At 72.8% G+C, this 21,994-nt stretch carries 19 protein-coding genes; 9 read left to right on the top strand and 10 right to left on the bottom strand.

Translation table 11 applies throughout. The features are described from left to right. Window positions 1–121: 121 nt before the first annotated feature. Complete coding sequence (locus ABTX78_RS30145) at window positions 122–1,654, bottom strand: leucyl aminopeptidase (RefSeq protein ID WP_352209941.1); 1,533 nt, start codon at window positions 1,652–1,654, stop codon at window positions 122–124. Between the two features lie 284 nt (window positions 1,655–1,938). On the opposite strand from ABTX78_RS30145, the gene ABTX78_RS30140 reads away from it, so the two are divergent. From ABTX78_RS30140 to ABTX78_RS30120, 5 genes are all read left to right on the top strand, one after another. Next, window positions 1,939–3,990 (top strand): hypothetical protein, encoded by a 2,052-nt coding sequence (locus ABTX78_RS30140; RefSeq protein WP_352209940.1) that lies wholly within the window; start codon window positions 1,939–1,941, stop codon window positions 3,988–3,990. Between the two features lie 104 nt (window positions 3,991–4,094). After that, window positions 4,095–5,567 (top strand): GT4 family glycosyltransferase PelF, encoded by a 1,473-nt coding sequence (gene pelF / locus ABTX78_RS30135; RefSeq protein ID WP_352209939.1) that lies wholly within the window; start codon window positions 4,095–4,097, stop codon window positions 5,565–5,567. Then, window positions 5,564–7,213 (top strand): hypothetical protein, encoded by a 1,650-nt coding sequence (locus tag ABTX78_RS30130; protein WP_352209938.1) that lies wholly within the window; start codon window positions 5,564–5,566, stop codon window positions 7,211–7,213. The genes pelF and ABTX78_RS30130 overlap by 4 nt, the downstream gene beginning before the upstream one ends. A gap of 13 nt (window positions 7,214–7,226) precedes the next feature. Further along, entirely contained in the window at window positions 7,227–7,859 is a 633-nt protein-coding gene (locus ABTX78_RS30125) for a spherulation-specific family 4 protein (protein WP_352209937.1), read from the top strand. 23 nt (window positions 7,860–7,882) lie between these two features. Beyond that, a complete protein-coding gene (locus ABTX78_RS30120) occupies window positions 7,883–8,647 on the top strand; it encodes an endo alpha-1,4 polygalactosaminidase (RefSeq protein ID WP_502994004.1) in 765 nt (254 codons plus the stop codon). 73 nt (window positions 8,648–8,720) lie between these two features. On the opposite strand, the gene ABTX78_RS30115 is transcribed toward ABTX78_RS30120, so the two are convergent. Further along, window positions 8,721–9,536, bottom strand: coding sequence for an adenosylcobinamide-GDP ribazoletransferase (locus tag ABTX78_RS30115; RefSeq protein ID WP_352209935.1), 816 nt, complete (start codon window positions 9,534–9,536; stop codon window positions 8,721–8,723). A 25-nt stretch (window positions 9,537–9,561) separates the two neighbouring features. Here ABTX78_RS30115 and ABTX78_RS30110 point away from each other — a divergent pair, with 25 nt between their 5' ends. Then, a complete protein-coding gene (locus ABTX78_RS30110; protein WP_352209934.1) occupies window positions 9,562–10,317 on the top strand; it encodes a hypothetical protein in 756 nt (251 codons plus the stop codon). On the opposite strand, the gene ABTX78_RS30105 is transcribed toward ABTX78_RS30110, so the two are convergent. The 4 genes from ABTX78_RS30105 to ABTX78_RS30090 form a co-directional block, all read right to left on the bottom strand. Continuing rightward, window positions 10,266–10,970, bottom strand: a complete 705-nt coding sequence (locus ABTX78_RS30105) for a hypothetical protein (protein WP_352209933.1) — start codon at window positions 10,968–10,970, stop codon at window positions 10,266–10,268. The genes ABTX78_RS30110 and ABTX78_RS30105 overlap by 52 nt on opposite strands. Further along, window positions 10,967–12,757 (bottom strand): phosphatidylglycerol lysyltransferase domain-containing protein, encoded by a 1,791-nt coding sequence (locus ABTX78_RS30100; RefSeq protein ID WP_352209932.1) that lies wholly within the window; start codon window positions 12,755–12,757, stop codon window positions 10,967–10,969. Before ABTX78_RS30100 ends, ABTX78_RS30105 begins: the two co-directional genes overlap by 4 nt. 78 nt (window positions 12,758–12,835) lie before the next feature. Further along, on the bottom strand, window positions 12,836–13,906 hold the full coding sequence (gene cobT, locus ABTX78_RS30095; RefSeq protein WP_352209931.1) for a nicotinate-nucleotide--dimethylbenzimidazole phosphoribosyltransferase: 1,071 nt from the start codon (window positions 13,904–13,906) through the stop codon (window positions 12,836–12,838). Window positions 13,907–14,019: 113 nt separating this feature from the next. Then, on the bottom strand, window positions 14,020–15,219 hold the full coding sequence (locus tag ABTX78_RS30090) for a bifunctional adenosylcobinamide kinase/adenosylcobinamide-phosphate guanylyltransferase (protein ID WP_352209930.1): 1,200 nt from the start codon (window positions 15,217–15,219) through the stop codon (window positions 14,020–14,022). Between the two features lie 91 nt (window positions 15,220–15,310). Between ABTX78_RS30090 and ABTX78_RS30085 the strand changes: the two genes are divergently transcribed. After that, a complete protein-coding gene (locus tag ABTX78_RS30085) occupies window positions 15,311–15,517 on the top strand; it encodes a hypothetical protein (RefSeq protein WP_352209929.1) in 207 nt (68 codons plus the stop codon). Between the two features lie 64 nt (window positions 15,518–15,581). Here ABTX78_RS30085 and ABTX78_RS30080 read toward each other — a convergent pair whose 3' ends face one another. The 4 genes from ABTX78_RS30080 to ABTX78_RS30065 all read right to left on the bottom strand — a co-directional run bounded on the left by ABTX78_RS30080 (window position 15,582) and on the right by ABTX78_RS30065 (window position 20,201). Next, window positions 15,582–16,652, bottom strand: coding sequence for a S1C family serine protease (locus ABTX78_RS30080; protein ID WP_352209928.1), 1,071 nt, complete (start codon window positions 16,650–16,652; stop codon window positions 15,582–15,584). Window positions 16,653–16,702: 50 nt separating this feature from the next. Continuing rightward, window positions 16,703–18,511, bottom strand: a complete 1,809-nt coding sequence (locus tag ABTX78_RS30075; protein WP_352209927.1) for an ABC transporter ATP-binding protein — start codon at window positions 18,509–18,511, stop codon at window positions 16,703–16,705. 305 nt (window positions 18,512–18,816) lie between these two features. Continuing rightward, window positions 18,817–19,539: a methyltransferase domain-containing protein gene (locus ABTX78_RS30070; RefSeq protein WP_352209926.1), complete on the bottom strand. Its 723-nt coding sequence runs from the start codon at window positions 19,537–19,539 to the stop codon at window positions 18,817–18,819. A gap of 65 nt (window positions 19,540–19,604) precedes the next feature. Next, entirely contained in the window at window positions 19,605–20,201 is a 597-nt protein-coding gene (locus ABTX78_RS30065; RefSeq protein ID WP_352209925.1) for a DUF3043 domain-containing protein, read from the bottom strand. 293 nt (window positions 20,202–20,494) lie between these two features. On the opposite strand from ABTX78_RS30065, the gene ABTX78_RS30060 reads away from it, so the two are divergent. After that, on the top strand, window positions 20,495–21,289 hold the full coding sequence (locus tag ABTX78_RS30060; RefSeq protein ID WP_352209924.1) for a PspA/IM30 family protein: 795 nt from the start codon (window positions 20,495–20,497) through the stop codon (window positions 21,287–21,289). Between the two features lie 9 nt (window positions 21,290–21,298). Continuing rightward, complete coding sequence (gene pspAA, locus ABTX78_RS30055) at window positions 21,299–21,577, top strand: PspA-associated protein PspAA (RefSeq protein WP_352209923.1); 279 nt, start codon at window positions 21,299–21,301, stop codon at window positions 21,575–21,577. Window positions 21,578–21,994: the final 417 nt, after the last annotated feature.

The raw sequence follows: 21,994 nt of genomic DNA, 5'->3' as shown, positions 1-21,994 counted from the left end.
CAAGGCGGGACCCGGGGCCGTGTTACGGCGGGCACACCGGCGGGCCCCCTGCCGGGCACACAGCCGCGGACGCCGGTGGAGCTCCGGGGAGCCCCGCCGGCGTCCGTCGCGTCAGGTCACGTCAGCCGAGGTCACCGGCGGCGACGCGCTCCGCCAGCTTCACCAGCGTGCGCACCGAGGAGCCCGTGCCGCCCTTCGGGGTGTAGCCGTACGGCGCGCCCTCGTGGAAGGCCGGGCCCGCGATGTCGAGGTGGGCCCAGGTGATGCCCTCGCCGACGAACTCCTTCAGGAACAGACCGGCGACCAGGCCGCCGCCCATCCGCTCGCCCATGTTGGCGATGTCGGCGGTCGGGGAGTCCATGCCCTTGCGGAGCTCGGCGGGCATCGGCATCGGCCAGGACTGCTCGCCGACCTCCTCCGCGATCTCGTGGATCGAGGTACGGAAGGCGTCGTCGTTGGACATGATCCCGAAGGTGCGGTTGCCGAGGGCGAGCACCATCGCGCCGGTGAGGGTCGCGACGTCCACGATGGCGTCCGGCTTCTCCTCGGAGGCCTTCCACAGCGCGTCGGCGAGCACCAGACGGCCCTCGGCGTCGGTGTTGAGCACCTCGACCGTCTTGCCGCTGTACATGCGCAGCACATCACCGGGACGGGTGGCCGAGCCCGACGGCATGTTCTCCGCGAGGGCGAGGTAGGCGGTGATGTTGACGGCGAGGTTCAGACGGGCGGCCGCGACGACGGCGGCGAACACCGCGGCGGCGCCGCTCATGTCGCACTTCATCGTCTCGTTGTGGCCGGCCGGCTTGAGCGAGATGCCGCCCGAGTCGTAGGTGATGCCCTTGCCGACCAGGGCGAGCGTCTTGGCCGCCTTGGAGTGGGTGTAGGAGAGCCTCACCAGGCGGGGCGGGTTCTGCGAACCCTGGCCGACGCCGAGGATGCCGCCGAAGCCGCCCTTGACGAGCGCCTTCTCGTCGAGGACCTGGACCTTGACGCCGTTCTCCTTGCCGGCCGCCGTGGCGACGGCGGCGAAGGCCTCGGGGGTGAGGTCGTTCGGCGGGGTGTTGACCAGGTCGCGGGCGCGGTTGATCTCCTCGGTGAGCGCGATCGCACGCTCGGCCGCGGCCTTGAACGCCTTGTCGCGCGGCTTGGCGCCGAGCAGGGTGATCTCGGCGAGCGGCTGCTTCGCGCCGTTCCTCCCGTCCTTGGAGTCGCTGTCGCCGCCCTGGTAGGCGGTGAAGGCGTACGCGCCCAGCAGGGCGCCCTCGGCGACGGCCTCGGCGTCCTCCGACGCCTCGACGGGCAGGGCGAAGGCGGCCTTCTTCGAGCCCGACAGGGCGCGGGAGGCGGTGCCGGCCGCGCGGCGCAGCGACTCGGCGGGGAACGACTCGTCCTTCTCCGGAACGGGGCCGAGCCCGACCGCGAGGACGACCGGCGTCTTGAGGCCGGACGGCGCGGGGAGCTTGGTCACCTCGCCCTCGGCACCGGTGGCGCCGAGGGTCTCCAGGACGGCGGCGAGCTTTCCGTCGAACGCCTTGTCCACGGCCTCGGCGCCCGGCGCGACGACCGGGCCCTTGGCGCCCTTCGCGACACCGACGACGAGCGCGTCGGCGCGCAGCGTCGCAGCGCCGGCAGTGCTGAGAGTGAGAGCAGTCACGGTGGTGATTTCTCGCTTCCGTTGAGATCCAGAGCCGTAGCGGCCGTAGAGAGGGACGGGTCGACATCCCAACCCCGACAAGAGCCTACGCGCGGTCACATGTATCGCCCACGGCGGCAGTAGTTCACTCATCCGTGGCGTCTGTTTCACGTTTGGGCCCAAGGCTTCGAGACCTCAGCCACACTCGCTGCATTCAGGCAAGGGAGCGCGGGGTTCCTTTGCATCATCTCCACAGGTTCTCCGCGTATTCGGATGGGCGGACGACCGTGCGAGGGGGGAGAAACATGGCCACTACAGGACTGCGCGCAAGCAGAGCCGCCGCGGCGCTGCTCACGGCCGGCCTGCTGGTGACAGCACTTCCGGCGGCGGGGGCCGTCGCGGCACCGGTGCCGCGGATCGATCTGACGGTACTCGTCGTGGACGACGGGGGCGGCGCCGTCGAGGCCATCGTCTCGGAGCTGAAGGCCACCGGCGTGCCCTACCGCACGCTGCGCCTGGACGACCCGAACCGGCCCACCGTCAACTCCGCGTTCCTCAGCGACACCGTCAGCGGCCGGCCGCGCGCCAGGTTCCAGGGCGTCGTCGTCCCCGACGAAGACCCGTTCGGGGCAACCACCACCGCCGGAGCCGCGGAGAACGCCGCGCTCTTCGCGTACGAGACGACCTTCGGCATCCGCCAGATCGACGCCTACACCTGGTCCCACCCGGGGGTCGGTCTCGAGTACACCGACAACGGCGGGTGGGTCGGCGTCCTGGACGGTGCGCAGACCTCCGTCACCGCGGCCGGACGCTCCACCGGACCCTTCGGCTACCTCGACGGACCGCTCACCTTCGAGGACAACTCCCCGCTCGTGCCGGAGAGTTACGGCGCGGCCGGCAAGCCGCGCGAGGGCTACACCAGCTATCTCGACACCGCTGTCGGCGACGACGGCGCACGCGGCAGCCTCCTCGGCGAGTACGCCCACGACGGCCGGCGCGAACTGGTGGTGACCTTCGCCTACAACCGCTACCAGAAGCAGTACCGCGCGCTCGCCCGCGGCATGGTCGACTGGCTGACCCAGGGCATCCACCTCGGACAGAGCCGCAGCTACTTCTCCGTCCACGTCGACGACGTCTTCGCGCCCGACTCCCGCTGGGACACCGAGCGCAACTGCACCCCCGGCGACATCGACTGCACCGGCGAGGGCGAGCAGACCCCGGACATCCGGATGACCGCCGCCGACGCGCAGTACGCCGCGCAGTGGCAGCGCTCCAGCGGCTTCACCCTCGACATGGTCTACAACGCGGGCGCCGGCGAGGAGTGGAAGACGGAGAACGGCGGCGCCGACGCGCTCACCGCCCAACTGCTCGCGGACCGTGCCCAGTACCGCTGGATCAACCACACCTACACGCACCCGTTCCTCGGCTGCGTGCAGGACGTCTCGGTGGTGCCCTGGCAGTGCTCCAAGGACGCCGCGGGCAGGATCCGGTGGATGAGCCGCGCCGAGATCTCCGCGCAGATCCGCGACAACAACACCTGGGCAACCCGCAAGGGCATCTCCTACGACCGCACCGAGCTGGTCACGGGTGAGCACTCCGGGCTGAAGACCCTGCCGCAGCAGGACCAGGACAACCCCAACCTCGCCGGGGCGCTCGCCGACAACGGCGTCAAGTGGATCGCCGGCGACAACTCCCGCGAGCCGTCGCAGCGTCCGGTCGGATCCGCGCTCACCGTGCCGCGCCACCCGATGAACGTGTACTACAACGTCGGCACGGCCGCCGAGATGGCCGACGAGTACAACTGGATCTACGCATCGAAGGCCGACGGCGGCAGCGGCGTCTGCGAGACCAACCCCGCCTCCACCTGCCTGGCCGACCCGCTGGACACGGCGACCGGCTACGCGGACCACATCGTGCCGCAGGAGGCGCGCATCGCACTCGGCCATGTCGTCGCCGGCGACCCGCGGCCGCACTACGTCCACCAGTCGAACCTGGCCGAGGAGCGCCTGCTGTACCCGGTCATCGACAAGATCCTCACCGACTACCGCGCCCTGTACGCGGACAACGCCCCGCTGGTGAACCCGCGTCAGCGCGACGTCGGCGTGGAGCTGACACGCCGGGCCGCCTGGGACAAGGCCGTCGCCGACGGAAAGGTCACCGCGTACCGCATCGGGGACACCGTGACCGTCAAGGCGCCGTCCGGGGTGACCGCGCCGATCACCGCGCCCGAGGGCACGCGCAAGCAACTCCTGCTGGGGACAGGAGTGTTCGGCGCCGCGTACGCGGGGACGCGCTCCGCCTGGACCGCGCCCGAGGCGCTCCAGTCGGGCGTCACGCTGAAGCTGCCGACCGTCTGATCCGCGAGCCATCCACCACGGGCGGCCGCCCGGACCGACCGGCGGCCGCCCGACGCAGGACCACGGCCACACCCGAACGACCGCAGTACTGGGGGGACACACGCATGCCGAGCCGCGGCCGACATGTCACCATGCTCACCGAAGGAACCTATCCGCACGTGCACGGGGGTGTGTCCACCTGGTGCGACCAGCTCGTGCGCGGCATGCCCGAGGTCGACTTCCGGGTCGTCGCCCTCACCGGCACCGGCCGTGAGCCGGTCACCTGGGAACTGCCGCCCAATGTCTACCGGCACTCGGCCTTCCCGCTGTGGGGGCCGCTGCCCCGCGGACGGCGGCTCATCGGCCGCGACCGCCGCCGTTTCACCGATGTCCACGAACGCTTTCTGCTCTCGGTGCTCGACCCCTCCGCGGGCTGCGACCTCGGCGAGAGCCTCGACGAGCTGACCGCGTACGCCCGGGCGGGCCGGCTCTCGGCCGCCCTGCGTTCGGAGTCCGCCCTGCGCTCGCTGATGTGGATCTGGACCATGCCGCATCTGGAGATATCCGCGGCCCGGCCGACCGTGCACGACGCCCTGACCGCCACCGACCTGCTGGAACACGCGCTGCGGCCGCTCTCGGTCCGGATACCCGGCGACTGTGTCGCGCACGCGGTCAGCGCGGGCCTGGCCACCCTGCCGGCGCTGGCCGCCCAGCGGTACGAGGGGGTGCCGTTCCTGCTCACCGAGCACGGCATCTATCTGCGCGAGCGCTACCTCGGCTACCGCGTCCAGGCCCAACGCGCCCCCGTGAAGGCCCTGATGCTCGGCTTCTACCGGGAGCTCAACACCCTCGGGTACCGGCGGGCGGACCTGATCACCCCGTGCAACCAGTACAACCGGCGGTGGGAGGAGCGGGGCGGTGCGCCCGCGGACCGCATCCGCACCGTCTACAACGGCGTCGACCCGCACGCCTTTCCGCAGGGCGGCCCCGAGCCCGAGGTGCCCACCATCTCCTGGGCCGGGCGGATCGACCCCATCAAGGACCTGGAGACGCTCATCCGGGCCTACGCCATGGTGCGCGCAGAACTCCCGGACGTACGGCTGCGGTTGTTCGGCGGCGTGCCCGCGGGCGGTGAGGCGTACCGCACCCGGCTGGAGAAGCTCGCCGCCGAACTGGGCGTCGTGGACGGCATCTCCTGGGAGGGCCGGGTCACCGATGTGGCCCGCGCCTACGCGGCCGGCAGCGTCGTTTTGCTTTCCAGCATCAGTGAAGGGTTCCCCTTCTCGCTCATCGAGGCGATGTCGTGCGGGCGCGCCACGGTGTCGACGGACGTCGGCGGGGTGCGGGAGGCCGTCGGGGACACCGGGATCGTCGTACCGCCGCGCGAGCCCGCGGTGATGGCGGACGCGACGCTCGGGCTGCTGCGCGACGCGGCACGGCGCGCCGAGCTCGGACGGCAGGCGCGCCAGCGGGTCGTCGACCGGTTCACGCTGCGCCGCTCGGTGGACGGCTTCCGCCGTATCTACCGCGAGCTGGCAGGAGCGGGCGAACAGTCGGCTGTCCCCGAACCGGTCGGCGCCCGGCGGGCCCTCGGATGAGCGGGCCGCTGTGGCAGGGGCCCGGCCGGCACACCGACACACTGCCGCTGCCGCTGCCCCGCAGGCAGGGCCCGCGCGCGGCGGACCCGCTCGACGACCTGGCCGAACGGTTCGCGGAGGTCATCGCCGGGGCCGTGCACCCGGACGAGATCGCCGCCGTCCTCGAGTCCGACGGCATGACGGATGATCACATCCGCCTCACCTACGGCCGTCCGGACTCCTTCGCGATCGCCGAGGAGCTCTACGACCGGGTGCCGCGCAGCTTCCCCGAACCTCCCCGGGAAGCGGCCGGCGTCTGGTACGCGGGCCTGCTCGGCTGTCTGCTGCGCGGTCTGGTCTTCGCGCTGCCGGGCCTTGCCTACGTCCTGGGCGCGCCGCTGCTGCGGGGAGCGAGCCTGGCACCGCTGCTGGCCGGTGCGCTGACCGGCTGGGTGTGGAACCAGGCGCTCTCGCACCGGGCCTACTCCTGGCTCGGTCTCGGGGACCGGGGCGCGGCCGCACGGTCCCTGATGCTCGGTGCCCCGGCGGGAGCGCTGCTGGGCGCGGCGGTGGCGACGGCGTCGCCGGGCCAGTGGCAGGCGGCGGCCTTCGCCGCCGCGCAGGCGCTGTATCTGTCGGCGGCGACGGTGCTGCTGGTCCTCGGCCGTGAACGGGCCCTGCTGTACGCGCTGTCGCCGATGACCGCGGGTGCGGTGTGGGCGATGCGTGCGGACCTGCCGGTCGTACTGCGTACCGCGCTGCTGCTGTGTTCCCTGGCGGCGGCGATCTGTCTGGCGGCCGTCGCCGTGGCCCGCACACCGCGTACACCGGCTTCCCGCGGGGGCGGCCCGCGTACGTGGACCGGCGTGCCGCGGCTGCGCCGCCCGCGACCGGGGGCCCGTGGCGGCGACCCCGGGCCGTGGTGGCGGGCGGCGCGCGCCCGGACCACCGTTGGTGCCGCCGGGCCGGTGGCCGGGAACACCGGTCCGGGTGCCGACGTCCTCGTCATGCCCGGCGCCGGAGCGGCCTTGCCCGCGCCCGTGCGACGGGCCGTCGAGCGGCCCGCGCGGCCCGTCGGACCGCGCCTCGGCGCGTCCGTGCCGTACGGACTCTTCGGGCTCGGAACCGGAGTGCTCGTCCTGTACACCGCGCTCGGGGACGTCCTCGCCGAGGGCCCCGGCGCCGTCGTCGCCGCACCCTCCGCCGTCGCGCTGACCCTCAGCATGGGGCCGGCCGAATGGCTTCTGCACCGCTTCCGCGGCCGGGCCGTCGCCGGACTGCGCGCCAGCACCACGGCGCACGCCTTCCGGCGGCGCGCAGCGGCCGTCCTCGCCGAGTGCCTCGCCGCGTTCCTGGCCGTGCTGTTCGTCCTCGCCCTCGTCGTGACCCTGCTGTGGCCCGACGCACCGGCGCTGTCCGGCGCCCGCCTCAGCACCCTGCTGCTCATCGGCACCGTGCTGTGGACGGGGCTGCTGATGCAGTCGTTCGGGGCCGTCGTCGCGGCGGCCGCGGTGTGCTGCGCTGCCGCCGCGGCCCAGACGGTCGCGCTCCTCGCCGGCCTCGGCAGCCCGCAGGTCGTGGGCCTCGGTGTCGCCGGTGGCACGGCGGCGCTCCTGGCCGGGCTGGTCTGTGTTCTGCTGGGGCGGGCGACCGCCCACCGCGTATGAGGGACGAGGTGCTGTGAAGACGCTGCTGGTGCCGTACTACGAGCATCCCGCCGAACAGCCCGGCGCCTGGGACGCCTTGGTCGCCGCGGCGCCGCGGCTGTACGGCGTGGTGCTCAACCCGGCGTGCGGGCCCGGCGACGCGCCCGACGCGGCCTTCGCCTCCGCCGCGCTGCGGCTGCGGGAGGCAGGGGTGCGGGTCCTCGGTTACGCCGACACCGACTACGCCCGCCGCCCGCACGCCGAGGTCGTCCGGGACCTGCTGCGCCACCGTGACTGGTACGGCGCCGACGGCGCGTTCCTCGACCAGGTGTCCGCGGACCCGGGCGCGTTGCCCCACTACCGTCGCCTGGCCGTGGCCGCCCGCGCGGCGGGCTCGGCCTCCCTCGCCCTCAACCACGGCGTGCACCCCGACCCGGGCTACGCCGCGCTCGCCGATCTCCTCGTCACCTTCGAAGGCCCGTGGGACGCCTACCGCGCCCTCGACGTCCCGGCCTGGACGGAGGGCCACCCGCCCGAGCGCTTCTGCCATCTGGTGTACGGCGCGCCGCCAGGGGCCCGCGCGGGCGCGGCGGTGCACTGCGTCGTCCCCGGCACGGGCGCCCACCCCTGGGGGACCCTTCCGTACGCGCTGGAGCCGGCCCGGTGAGACGCGCTCCCCTGGTCGTCCTGATGCTGCTGCTCGTCCTGGCCGGCTGCACCAGCTCCCCGGACACCCCGGACGACCGCCCCTCCGGCGGGCACTGGCGGCCGGAGCCGGGACTCGCCTGGCAGTGGCAGCTCAGCGGACGGCTCGACCCGGCCGTGGACGTACCGGTGTACGACATCGACGGCTTCGACCACCCTCGCTCCACGGTCGCCGACCTGCACCGCCGCGGCCGGAAGGTCATCTGCTACCTCTCGACCGGCGCCTGGGAGGACTTCCGCCCCGACGCCGGCCGATTCCCGAAGTCCGTACTCGGCCGCGGCAACGGCTGGGAGGGTGAGCGCTGGCTCGACATCCGCCGTACGGACGTCCTCGGACCCCTGATGGCCGAACGCATCGACATGTGCAGGGAGAAGGGCTTCGACGCGGTCGAGCCGGACAACATGGACGCGTACGCCAACGCCACCGGCTTCCCCCTCACCGCAACCGACCAGCTGCGCTACAACCGTCTGATCGCCCGTCTCGCCCACGACCGCGGACTCGCCGTCGGCCTGAAGAACGACCTCGACCAGATCCCCGAACTGGTGGGGGACTTCGACTTCGCGGTCAACGAACAGTGCGCGGAGCACGACGAGTGCGACCTGCTGACCCCGTTCGTACGGGCGGGCAAGGCGGTCTTCCACGTCGAGTACGAACTGCCGACCCGTGACTTCTGCCCGGACGCACGACGGCTGAGGCTCAGCTCCATGCTGAAGAAGTACGAACTGGGCGTCTGGCGCCGCGCCTGCTGAGACCCGCGCCCGCTGAGCCGTGGTGCCCGGCCCGCCCCCGCCGAATCCGGTGAGACCGTGGTGCCCGGCCGCGTCAGCCGAGCACCAGCACGACCAGCGTCACCGTCGCCGCCGTCTCCGCGAGCGCCCCGAACACATCACCCGTCACCCCGCCGAACCGGCGCACGCAGTGACGCAGCAGCAGCTCGGCGCCCGCGAGCCCGGCCAGGACGCCGAGCGCGTGACGCAGCGCTCCCGTCGCGCCGAACACCGCACCCACCGCCGCGCACACCGCGGTGACCACCGCCGCCAGAGCCAGCGCGCCGCGTACGGGCACCACCCCGGCGACCGCCGCGCCCAGGCCCCCGGGGCGGGCCGCCGGTACGCCGGTGCGGGCGGCGAGGGTGAGGGCGAGACGGGCGGTGACGGCGGACACGGCCGCGCCGAGCGCGCCGTACGCCCAGCCCTCGCCGTACAGCGCGGACACGGCGGCGACCTGTGCCAGCAGGACGAACAGCAGCGTGATGACCCCGAACGGCCCGATGTCGGACTGCTTCATGATGCGCAGCGCGTCGTCCGCCGGTTTGCCGCTGCCGAGGCCGTCCGCGGTGTCGGCCAGCCCGTCCAGATGCAGTCCGCGGGTGAGGACCGCGGGGACGGCGACGGTGGCGACCGCGGCGAGCAGCGGCCCCGAGCCGAGCAGGGACAGCAGCCCGCCGGCCGCAGCGGCGGACAGGCCCACGGCGAGGCCCGCCCCCGGTGCCCAGAGCATCCCGGCGCGGGCGGCTTCCCGGTCCCAGCGGGTGACGCGCACCGGGAACACGGTCAGGGTGCCGAGGGCGAAGCGCGGGCCGGCCAGATCGTTCACCGGCGAAGGGTAGCCCGGCCCGACAGACGGTAAATTGCGCATATCGCACAAATCGGGAGCGGGTGGCATGGGTCACTGGTTTTACCGCAACATCGTCGAGCCGGGGAAGCTGCCCATGTTCCTCGCCCTGGCCTCCTTCATCCTGACCTTTCTGATCACCCGGATGGTCACGCGGATGATCAGGGCGGGGAAGGGGCCGTTCCGCAACGTCCGGCCGGGCGGCATGCACATCCACCATGTGGTGCCCGGCGTCGTCCTCATGGTGATCGGCGGCTTCGGCGCCGTCGGCAGCAGCCGGTACGGTCCGGGCGCCTACATCTGGGCGGTCGTCTTCGGCATGGGCGCGGGGCTGGTGCTCGACGAGTTCGCGCTGATCCTCCACCTCGACGACGTGTACTGGAGCGAGCAGGGCCGCCAGAGCGTGGAAGTGGTCGTCCTCGTCGCGTCCCTGGCCGTACTGATCCTCAGCGGTTTCTCACCGCTCGGCGTCAACGACGTGAGCGCCGACGAACGCCAGGACCGGCTGTCGCTGATCACCACGCTGGTGATCAACTTCGGGCTGGTCCTCATCACCCTGTTCAAGGGCAAGGCGCGGATGGCCGTCATCAGTGTCCTGGTGCCGTTCGTGGCCCTCTTCGGCGCGATCCGTCTGGCGAGACCCGCCTCGCCGTGGGCCCGCCGCTTCTACCGTAAGCGGCCGAAGGCGCGCGCCAAGGCCACACTGCGCTCGTTCCGCCACGACCGCCGCTGGGACCGGCCCCGCCGGAAGTTTCAGGACCTCATCGGCGGCGCTCCCGACCGGCCCGCCATCACCGAGCGCTGACGGGCCCGCCGCCGGCGCAGTGCCGAGAGCGCGCACAGCACCAGGACGACGGCGATCGCGGCCAGATGCTCCTTGCCCGCGAGATTGTTCTCGACCAGCACCTCGGCGACCATCACGAGGACCACCAGAGCCGCTGTGAACCGGGCCCCGTAACGTAGACAGACGACGACCGCGAGCCCGACGACCGCGGCCGAGGGGCCGGTGTCGACGACCTCGGCGTCGGAGGCGGGCAGCCCGAGGATGTGATCGGGTCCGAGCGCGGTGCCGATGCGCGCGTACGTGGTACCGGCCAGGGTGGAGACGTATGCGACGACCAGCGTCCGCCGCCGGCCCAGACAGATCTCCGCCGCCCCGAAGACCAGGAGGATCTGGCCGAGCGCGCCCCACACCGGAAGGTCCGGCGCGGGCACGAACAACGACAGGGGAGTTCGCAGCAGCGCCACCCACAGAGGGTCCTCCGCCCGGACGAAACCGATCGTGCGGACCGGGCCGTAGCCCCAGGAGTGCTGCTGCGCCAGATGGAGGACCGCCGTGAGGCACGCCGCCCCCAGGGTCAGCGCGACCGCCCGCCACTTCCGGGTGACGAGCGCAGCCCGGACCGTCGCGTACAGCGGCCCCCACTCGCGGCGTGCGAACGCCCGGACCGCCCTCAACGCCCGGTTCCGAGATGGCTGCGGGGCATCCACCGGGGCAGCCCGGGTACCTCCAGAAAGCCTTCGGCGCGGGCCGCGGCGATGCCGATGCGCAGGAGGTCGGCGCTCTTCTCGAAGAGCAGGAAGCGCGGTTCCCAGATGGGCCGGTACTTGGCGTTCGCCCGGTACAGCGACTCGATCTGCCACCAGCGGGAGAAGAAACTCAGCAGCGAGCGCCACAGGCGCAGCACCGGTCCCGCGCCGAGCTTCGCGCCGCGCTCGAAGACGGACCGGAACATCGCGAAGTTCAGCGAGACCTGGGTGATCCCGATGTCGCCCGCACATCGGAGGAGTTCGATGACCATGAACTCCATCAGGCCGTTCTCGCAGTCCCGGTCGCGCCGCATCAGATCGAGGGAGAGTCCCTTCGGGCCCCACGGCACGAAGCTGAGGACCGCGCGCAACTCGCCCCGGCCGTCGGTGCATTCGAGCATCACGCACCGCCCGTCCCCCGCGTCGCCGAGCCGGCCGAGCGCCATCGAGAAGCCCCGTTCGGTGGCGCCGTCGCGCCAGTCGTCCGCGCGGGCGAGCAGGATGTCCATCTCCTCGGCGGGGATCTCCTCGTGGCGGCGGATCCGCACGGAGTACCCGGCGCGCCCGACCCGGTTGTACGCCTGGCGGACCGTCCGCATCGCGCGGCCGTCGAGGGTAAAGTCGGCGGTCTCCACGATCGCCTCGTCGCCGAGCTCCAGGGCGTCCAGGCCATGCCGGGCGTAGATGGTCCCGGCCTCCTCGCTCGCCCCCATCACGGCCGGGATCCAGCCGTGTTCACGTGCCTCGGCGAGCCAGGGGGCGATCGCGCCCGGCCAGGCCTCCGGGTCCCCGATCGGGTCGCCGGACGCGAGGGAGACCCCGCCGACGACCCGGTAGGCGACGGCCGCCTTCCCGGTGGGGGACCAGACCACGCTCTTCTCGCGGCGCAGGGAGAAGTAGCCCAGCGAGTCCCGGTCGCCGTGGCGCTCCAGCAGGGCGCGCAGCCGTTCCTCGTCCTCTGCGGTCAGCGGGTCGACGGCACGGCGGGAGCGGAACGCCGCGTACAGCACGGCGAGCAGCAGCAGCGTGGACAGTACGTTGACGGTGACGTCGACCCAGCCGGGCGTGGCGATCTCCGGGAACCGGGCGTCGTCGGCGGCCAGCGAGACCAGCCGCATGGTGCCGTAGCGCCAGCGCTCCGGGAAGGTGGACCCGCCGCCCGCGGTGTTGGTGACGGTGACGAGGGCGGCCGCCAGCAGCGAGGTGGCGAGGAGCCCGCCGGCCGCGACGGCCGCGGCGAGACGCGGGTTGGTGCGGTCGCCCTTCGCGTAGAACTCCCTGCGGCCGAGCAGCAGCGCGAGGACGAAGCCGGCCGTGAGGGCGAGCGAGACCCAGTTCTGCGCATGTTGCCGGATGCCCGCGTCGACGGCGACGGCCATCGCGAGGAGCAGCAGGAAGGAGCCCGCCAGGGCGAGGTTGAGAATCCACGAGGCCCGCTTGCGGCGGCGCATGGTGACCGCCAGGAACAGCGTGAACGCGCCGGACGCGAAGCCCGCGGTCAGCAGATAGGGCGTGAAGTAGTCGTCGACGTTGTGCCGGCGGACGTCCTGCCCGAGCGAGACCCAGACGGCGCCCAGCACATTGACGAAGGCCACCGCCCGCAGGTACCAGACCGCGAACGACGCGCTCCGCCGGGAGCGGTCGGTGCCCCGGCTCGTACTGCGGTTCGCCTCGTCGCCGGACAAACGAACCTCGGACAAACGGACCTCTCCCATGAAACGCGATGATATGGGGCATCGCGGGTCATGGTGGGCGAGGTGCGGCCGCCCGGCCGGGGCAGCCGTACCGACGCGTCAGTCCGTGTCGCTCCCCACCGGCTCCGTACGCTCGGGCAGTTCGGCCGCGAGCGCGGCAGCGGCCCGGACGAGGGGGAGTGCGAGCAGTGCCCCGGTTCCTTCCCCCACCGTGACGCCCTGGTCGAGCAGCGGGGTGAGAGCCATCCGGTCCAGCGCCTTGCTCTGTGCCGGTTCACCGCTCACCTGGCCGGCGAGCCACCAGTCCGGGGCGCGGAACGCCGCGCGCTGACCCACCAGCGCACAGGCCGCCGACACGACGCCGTCGAGGATCACCGGCATCCGGCGCACCGCGCTCTGCAGCAGGAACCCGGTGGTCGCGGCCAGATCCGCACCGCCCACCGCCGCCAGCAGCTCCACCTGGTCGCCGAGCACCGGCCGGGCGCGCCGCAGCGCGTCACGGACCGCCGCACACTTGCGCATCCAGGCCAGATCGTCGATCCCCGCGCCGCCCCGGCCGGTGACCACGGAGGCGTCCGTGCCGCACAGCGCGGCGATCAGCGTCGCGGCGGGTGTGGTGCCGCCGACGCTCAGATCGCCCAGCACCACCAGATCGGTGCCGGAGTCGGCCTCCTCGTCGGCGATCGCCATGCCCAGCCGGACGGCCTGCTCGGCCTCCTCCGCCGTCAGCGCGTCCTCGACGTCGATACGCCCGCTGCCGCGCCGCACCCGGTGGCGTACGACGTCCTCGGGCAGCAGCTCCGGGTCGCAGTCCAGGCCCGCGTCCACGATCCGCACCGGGACCCCGGCCCCGCGTGCCAGCACCGCGACCGGGCTCGCGCCGTCCAGCACGGCACGCACCAGCCGGTGCGCCGACCCGGACTCCCGTCCGGAGACGCCCAGTTCGGCGACCCCGTGATCACCCGCGAACAGCACCACGCGCGGCTGCGCGACGGCCTTGACCGGGACGGAGCCCTGCGCCGCGGAGAGCCACTCGCCCAGCTCGTCGAGCCGGCCCAGAGCGCCGGGCGGGACGATCAGCCGCTCCCTGCGTTCCTCGGCCTCGCGCCGCATGCCGCTGTCGGGTCGCTCGACCAGGTCGGAGAAGTCATCGAGATTCAGCCTGCTCATTCGCCGAACAGTACAGACCCCCGGCGCCGCGTCGGCGGCGGGCCGGGGCCCCCACCGGTTCGGTTCCGGGGCCCCCGCCGGTTCCGGTCCGGCAGGTCTCCCGTGCGCGGGCGTCAGCTGCGGAGCACCAGGGCCTGGCCTGCGACGACGAGCAGCAGATGTTCGCACTCGGCGGCGAAGGCGGCGTTGAGACGACCCAGTTCGTCGCGGAACCGGCGGCCGGCCGGGGTGGCGGGGACGACACCGGAGCCCACCTCGTTCGTCACCGCCACGACGGTCCGGGGCGTTTCCCGTACGGCGGCGATGAGTTCGGCGACCCGTTCGCCGAGCGCCCGCTCACCGCCGTCCCGCCAGGTCTCGTCGTCCCACGCGCCGACCCGGTCCATCGCGTCGGTCAGCCAGAGCGACAGACAGTCGATCAGCAGCGGCGGACCCTCCTCCCTCAGCAGGGGCGCCAGTTCGCAGGTCTCCGCCGTACGCCAGGCTCCCGGGCGGCGGTCCCGGTGCAGGGCGACTCTCGACGCCCACTCCGTGTCCCCCTCGCGGGTCCCGCCCGTCGCCACGTACACCACGTCCGGGAACGTCTCCAGCCTGCGCTCGGCCTCGACCGACTTCCCCGAGCGCGCACCGCCGGTCACCAGCGTGCGGCGGGGCAGGTCCGGCACCGCGTGGTACTCGCCGACGATCAGCGTCGTCCCGTCGGGCACGGTACGGGTGCCCGCGGCGGCGAGCCGGCGGTCCAGTTCGGGACCGCCGGGCACGTCGTGGTCGATGTGGACCGCGATGACGTCGGTCGTCGCGCCGATCGCCCCGGAGGCGCGCAGCCGGGCGATGGCGTCGGGGCGCCCGACGACATCGGCGACGACCATCTCGTACGCGGCGAGTCCCTCGGCGAGTCCGGCGGGCCCGCCGGAGGGCGGCAGATACAGCAGGCGTTCGCCCTCGGGCGAGGTCACCTCGTACCCCGTGCCGGGGTGGTCCATCGGCACGGCACGCACCCGGTGCCCGCTGATCAACGTCAGCTCCCGGCCGTCGGGAACCCGCCCGGCCGTGGGCAGCCCGGCGGGCAGGTCGACGGCCGGCCCGTCGTGGGGGTGCGTGAGCAGCACCTGCCGTACGCCGACGAGCGAATGCCCCGCCCGCGCGGCGGCGAGCGCGGCGCCCGGGGTGAGGTCGAGCAGCAGGGCCCCGTCCACGAGCAGCGCGGTGGCGGCCCGCGCGCGAGACCCGCGCGCGGTGGCGCACGCGGCGCACGGGCAGTCGGGCCGGGGGAGTCCGGCGGGCGCGCCGGTGCCGAGCAGAGTCAGTTCCACGCATCCGATCCTCCCGCGTCACCGCGGGGCGTGCGCGCCCGGCTACGCTGCGGGCAGGATAGAGATCACTGATGTGCCCTGGGAGGCGGACATGGCGTGGACGTGGCGGTTCGAGAAGTCCGACGGGACGGAGGTCCAGCCGGCGGTGCAGCCGGAGGAGTTCACGACGCAGGGGGACGCGGAGTCGTGGATCGGTGAGTACTGGAAGGAACTCCGGGACGGCGGCGCGGACCAAGTGGTGCTCTCGGAGGACACCACCAAGATCTACGGGCCGATGAGCCTCCACGCGAACGACTGACCGCCGGCGGCCCTGATGCCGCCGAGGGCGCCTCCCGCACCGCGGGGGGCGCCCGTGGTGGGACCTAGACCTCCCCCAGCGTGACCGGTGCCGTGCGGGAGTCACCGTCCCGCAGGTACCCCACCACCACCTTGTCGCCCGGCTTCATCGGGGCCAGCGCCTCGGCCAGGGATGTCACCGTCGTGATCTCGGTCGAGCCCACCTTGGTGATGATGTCCCCGACGCGCAGGCCCGCCTGCTGCGCGGCTCCGCCTTTCGTGAGCTCCACCACCGCCGCGCCCGAGGGCTCGTAGTTGTCGTCGAGCACCGTCCGGGCCGTGATGCCCAGCGCCGCGCGGCCGGAGTCGGTCACCCTGCCGCCGGCGATGATCTGGTCCGCGACCGTCTTCACCATGGAGGCGGGGATCGCGAAACCGATGCCCGGGGCCGCCCCCTCGCCCAGCTGCGGGTCGACGGCCGCCAGCGTCGGGATGCCGATCACCTCGCTGTCCAGGTTTACCAGCGCGCCCCCACTGTTGCCCGGGTTGATCGCCGCCGACGTCTGCACCATGTTGGCGAGCGTCGCGACCGTGCCCCCGTCCGCACCGCTCTCGCTGACCGTGCGCCCGACCGCCGAGACGATGCCCTGGGTGACACTGCTCGACAGACCGAGCGGCGAGCCCATGGCCAGCACGATGTGACCGACCTCCACCTTGGACGAGTCGCCGAACGTGGCCGGCTTCAGGCCCTCCGGCACCGGGTCCAGCTTGATCACGGCCAGGTCCTGCTGCGGATAGGACGAGACGAGCTTCGCCGCCAGCGCCTGCTCGCCCGTCGCGATGGTGACCCGAAGCGACTTCGCGTCGCCCACCACATGGGCGTTGGTGACCACATGGCCCTTGGTGTCGTACACGATGCCGGAGCCCAGGCTGTCTCCCGCCTGGATCTGAACGACCGACGGCAGTGAATCCTTGATCACCGACTGGTAGTCGCTCTGCAGGTCGCTCCCGTCCCGTTGCTTGATCGCACGCGTGGTGGTCTCCGGCTCCGAGGACGACGCGGCCATACAGCCGCCGGCCGCCGCCGCACACACGACGACGGTCAGCAGGAACATCAGCCGGCGCGCGGGCCGGGGACGGCGAGGAGAGACATCCATGTCCGGAGTATCCCTTTTGCCGCTACGGGCGGCTCGCTGTACGCCGCCGATCAGGGGGCTCCGGGAGCCGACGCCAGGAACTGGGTCGCGGCCAGTTCGCCGTACAGCGGATCGCCCGCCACGAGCTCAGCGTGCGTGCCCACCGCCCGTACTCTGCCGGCGTCCATCACCACGATCCGGTCCGCCAGCGTCACGGTGGACAGCCGGTGGGCCACCACCAGCACCGTGACCTCGCGGGACACCTCGGTGACCACGTCCCGCAGCGCCATCTCGTTGACCGCGTCCAGTTGCGAGGTCGCCTCGTCGAGGAGAAGCAGCCGCGGCCGGCGCAGCAGGGCACGCGCGATCGCCACCCGCTGCCGCTCGCCGCCCGACAGCTGGGAGCCGCGGTGGCCGACGAGCGTCTCCAGCCCGTCGGGAAGCCGCCGTACGAGCGTGTCCAGCCGGGCCCGTACGAGCACCTCCTGGATCTGCTCCTCGGTGGCGTCGGGCGCCGCGAAGACCAGGTTCTCCCGCAGTGTCCCGGCCAGCACCGGGGCGTCCTGCTCGACATAGCCGATCGAGGCGCGCAGCTCCGTCAGCGGCCAGTCCCGTACATCCCGTCCGTCGAGGAGGACGCGGCCGCCGGTCGGCTCGTAGAACCGCTCGATCAGGCCGAAGACGGTCGTCTTCCCGGCGCCCGACGGGCCGACGAACGCGGTCATGCCCGCGCCCGGCACGGCGAAGGAGACGCCGTGATGGACGTGGGGGAGCTCGTCGCGGTACCGGAAGGTCACATCCTCGAAGACGACGGTCGCCGGGCCCGTGGGAGCGGGGGCCGAGGCCCCCGGCGCCTTCCCCAGCTCCTCCGTCTCCAGCCGCTCCGCCTCCACGATCCTCGCGATGGCCGCCGATCCCACCTGGTACTGGGAGGCCGCCTCCACCAGCCGGGACACCGGGTCGATCAGATAGAAGAGGAACAGCAGGAACGCCACCAGCGTCGACACCGAGATCGCGCCCGAGGCGACCCGCGCCCCGCCGATGCCGAGCACCGCGAGGAACGACACCTGCACCGCGAGACCCACCGACGACCACGCCACCGACTGCCACTTCGCGGACCGGATGCCGTGCCGCCACGCCTCTCGCGCCGCCTTCGCCACGATCTCCGTCTCGCGCTCCTCGGCGCCGGAGGCCTTCAGTGTGCGAAAGGCCCCGAAGGCTCGCTCCAGCACGGTCGAGATCTCGCCGACCGCTTCCTGCGAACGCCGTGTCGCCTGCGCGATCTTCGGCATCACCAGGGCCACGCAGCCGCCGATCAGCACGATGACCCCGAGGGTGACGCCGAGCAGCACCGCGTCCATCACGCCCATCATCACGATCGTGGCGACGAAGGCGAGTCCGCCGGTCGCCGCCGAGACGATCGACTGCGTGGTCACGGCGCGCAGCAGGGTGGTGTCCGAGGTGACCCGGGACATCAGATCGCCGGGCTGCGTGCGCTCCACCTCCGGGAGCCTCAGCCGCAGCAGCCGCCAGATCAGGGTGCGGCGGGCGGCCAGCACCACGGACTCGGCGGTGCGTTCCAGGATGTACGCGCCGACCGCCTCGATCGCGGTGCCGACGACCACCAGGGCGGTGAGCAGCAACAGGATCGCGGTGATGGACTCGTCCTCGCCGAGCCGGTCGACCAGTGTCTTGGCCGCGAGCGGCTGGGCCAGCCCGCTGACCGTGCCGACGAGCGCGAACGACGCCCCGAGCGCGACGGTCCAGCGGTGCGGGCGGAAGTGGGTGTACAGCGCCCGCCAGGTCTGGCGGGCGGGAAGCTTCACGGGGGGCTTGTCGCCGGACGTTCCGGCCGAACTCCGGGCGGGCTTACCGGTCATGGGGCCGGTGGTCTCTGCGGTGGTCACGGGAGGGGGGACGCGAAAACGGCCTCCGGACCTGAGCTGTGGCCCGCGCCTGACACCGGCTGACGCGCGTCGCGGGACCGGGCGGCGGTGTCGGGCCGCGGGTGGGGCGGGGCGGCGTGGGTGTGCGCGTGCGGCTCGGCGGTGTCGGGCCGGGGCGCGGGGGTGTGCGGCTCGGCGGTGTCGGGCCGCGGGTGGGGCGGGGCGAGGCCTCGCGGTCTCCCGGCCGCACGGCGCGGTCGCTTGACCGCACCGCCGCCGTCCCTCAGCCGGTCAGCCGCTCAGCCGCGTACGCCGCACAGGTGCAGCAGCGCCGCGACCCGCTTGTACGGTTCGGTCCGCCCGGCCCGGTCCTCCGCGGCCAGCAGCCGCTCCAGGTCCTCGGCGGCCGGCAGTTCCGCGTCGTTGTCCGCGCCGTCGGTGAAGACCCGCACGCCGTACCAGGCGTGCAGCGGCGCCGCGATCCCGGCCAGCGTCGCGGTAAGCGCGTCGAGCCGGTCGGCCCGTCCGGGCAGCCCCAGCCGGTTGGTGTAGGTGTCCGAGCCGAAGGCGGCCAGCGCGGCCGGAAAGTCTCCCGCCAGCCCCGGGCGCATGGCCAGCGCGTCGGCGTTGCGCACCAGCAGGGAGAGCAGTCCGCCGGGTGCCAGCACCCGGGCGAGCCCCGCGAGCATCGCGTCGGGCTCCTGCACGTACATCAGCACCCCGTGGCAGAGCACCACGTCGAAGGCGCCGGGCAGGAAATGCGCCCCGGTCTCGCGGCCGTCGCCCTCGATCAGACGGAACCGCTCACGGATGCCCTCGGGCTCGGTAGCGAGCGACTGCCGTGCGATGGCGATCATCTCGGCGTCGGACTCCAGACCGGTCACCGAGTGCCCGGCCCGCGCGAGACGCAGGGCCTGGGTGCCCTGGCCCATGCCGACGTCGAGGATCCGCAGCCGCTGTCCCACCGGGAAACGGCCGGCTATCTGCTCGTCCAGCTGCCGTGCGACCAGTTCCTGCCGCACGATGTTCCGCAGACCGCCGAGGCCGTTCAGCCAGGCGGTCGCCCCTCCCTCGAAACCGACCGTGCTCAGGGCCGCTCTCCGCGCTTGACCTGAGGCTTGGGCAGACGCAGCCGGCGCATCTGGAGCGTCCGCATCAGGCCGTACGCGACGGCGCCGCGCCTGGGCTCGTCCGGGAAGCGCTCGGCGAGCTGCTTGCGGAGTCGGAACACCAGGCCGATCGAGTCGATGATGATCAGCACGATCACGCCGAGCCAGAGCAGCAGCGAGATGTTCTGGAGCTGGCCCACGCGGACCATGCTGAGCACCAGGATGACCACCGCGAGCGGCAGGAAGAACTCGGCGATGCAGAAGCGGGAGTCGACGAAGTCGCGGACGAAGCGGCGCACCGGCCCCTTGTCACGGACAGGCAGATACCGCTCGTCACCACTCGCGAGGGCCTCGCGTTGCTTGGCCATATCGGCGCGGCGGGCTTCCCGCTGGCGCTTCATGGCCTCCTTGCGGTCGGCCGGCGCCGTGGAGGCACGGCGGCGCTGGGACTGGGCCTCACTGCGCTTGGGCGTGGGGCGGCCCTTCGGGGCCTCGGGGCTGCGGGGCTGCTTGGAGAGGTCCGCCGTCACCTTGTCGGTGGGGGCCTTCTCTTCCTTGGCACGGCTACGGAACACAAAGCCCAAGGGTACGGGGTGCGGGGCATGGACCCAACGCCGGTGGGGAACGATCCCGCAACGCCGTGCGTCTGTAGGGGACAGAAGCCGGTGACAAGCCGGACAGAGCGGACGTTGCCCGAGGTTTCCCTGATGGCCACCTACTCCTTGCGCCGGATCGGACCGGGAAGCAGTCGTCCTTGGGGATGAGCGCATCCGCGCTTGAACAGTGCGGTAATGGATGCAGGGCCCGTACTGTGGGTTCTGTTGGAGTGCTGGAGCTTTAGTCCGTCAGAAGGGGGCGCGCGAAGCCCATGAGCGGTGTCATGAAGCGTATGGGGATGATCTTCCGCGCGAAGGCAAACAAGGCCCTCGACAGGGCCGAGGATCCGCGCGAGACCCTCGATTACTCCTACCAGAAGCAACTGGAGCTGTTGCAGAAGGTGCGCCGCGGAGTCGCCGATGTGGCGACCTCCCGCAAGCGCCTGGAACTGCAGCTGAACCAGCTCCAGGGACAGTCCACCAAGCTGGAGGACCAGGGCCGCAAGGCGCTGGCGCTCGGCCGGGAGGACCTGGCGCGCGAGGCGCTCTCCCGCCGTGCCGCGCTCCAGCAGCAGGTCACGGACCTGGAGACGCAGCACCAGACGCTGCAGGGCGAGGAGGAGAAGCTCACCCTCGCTGCCCAGCGTCTGCAGGCCAAGGTCGACGCCTTCCGTACGAAGAAGGAGACCATCAAGGCCACCTACACGGCCGCCCAGGCACAGACCCGGATCGGCGAGGCCTTCTCCGGCATCTCCGAGGAGATGGGCGACGTCGGCCAGGCGATCCAGCGGGCCGAGGACAAGACCGCGCAGCTCCAGGCCCGGGCCGGCGCGATCGACGAACTCCTCGCCTCCGGCGCGCTCGACGACCCGACCGGCATGGCGAAGGACGACATCGCCGCCGAGCTGGACCGCATCTCCGGTGGTACGGATGTGGAGCTGGAGCTGCAGCGCATGAAGGCCGAGCTCGCCGGCGGCTCCTCCGCGTCGCAGCAGGCCATCGAGGGCGGCGACGGCCGGCAGGACGCCGCTCCGCAGCAGAACACCCCGAAGTTCGACAAGCAGTAGGGACTCGTCATGATCGTACGGATCATGGGGGAGGGCCAGGTGAACGTGGCGGAGAGCCACCTCGCCGAGCTCAACAGGCTGGACGACGAACTGCTCGCCGAGATACAGAGCGGCGACGGCCCCGGCTTCCGGCGCACGCTCCACGCGCTCCTGGAGAGAATCCGCGAGCTCGGCGAGCCTCTGCCGGACGACTCCCTGGAGCCGTCCGAGCTGATTCTCCCGGCGCCCGACGCGACCCTCGATGACGTACGGAAGCTGCTCCGCGACGACGGCCTGATCCCCGGCTGACGACGGCCCGGCCACCGGCCGGTCCCGCGCACTCCGACAGCGTCACTGCCCCGCCCCGGTTCCCCGGCGCGGGGCAGTGCCGTGTGCGCGTCCCGTCGGCCCGGGGCGCTGTGGCCCGGGCTGCACGCTGCGGCGCCGGAACGCAGCCGGGGCCTTCGGTCCGCCGCTGTCGTGCCGCTGGCCTCGTCCATTACCGGACCTGCGGCTCTCAGCCTGGCGGCTCCCCGCTGCCGTGCCGGAAGACGGCCCGCCCGCTGCGGAACATCGCCGGGGGCCTTCGGACGGTCGCCGCCCGCCGGGCCGCCCGTGCGTCCCGCCGGCCTCGTCCATTACCGGACCTGCGGCTCTCAGCCTGGCGGCTCCCCGCTGCCGTGCCGGAAGACCAACCGCCCGCTGCTGGGCCGTGCCGGGCCGGAA

This window comes from Streptomyces sp. NPDC096193, assembly GCF_040302905.1.
Lineage (GTDB): Bacteria > Actinomycetota > Actinomycetes > Streptomycetales > Streptomycetaceae > Streptomyces.
Note: the sequence above shows the minus strand (reverse complement) of the source record. Positions and strands in the feature narration are given on the sequence as shown.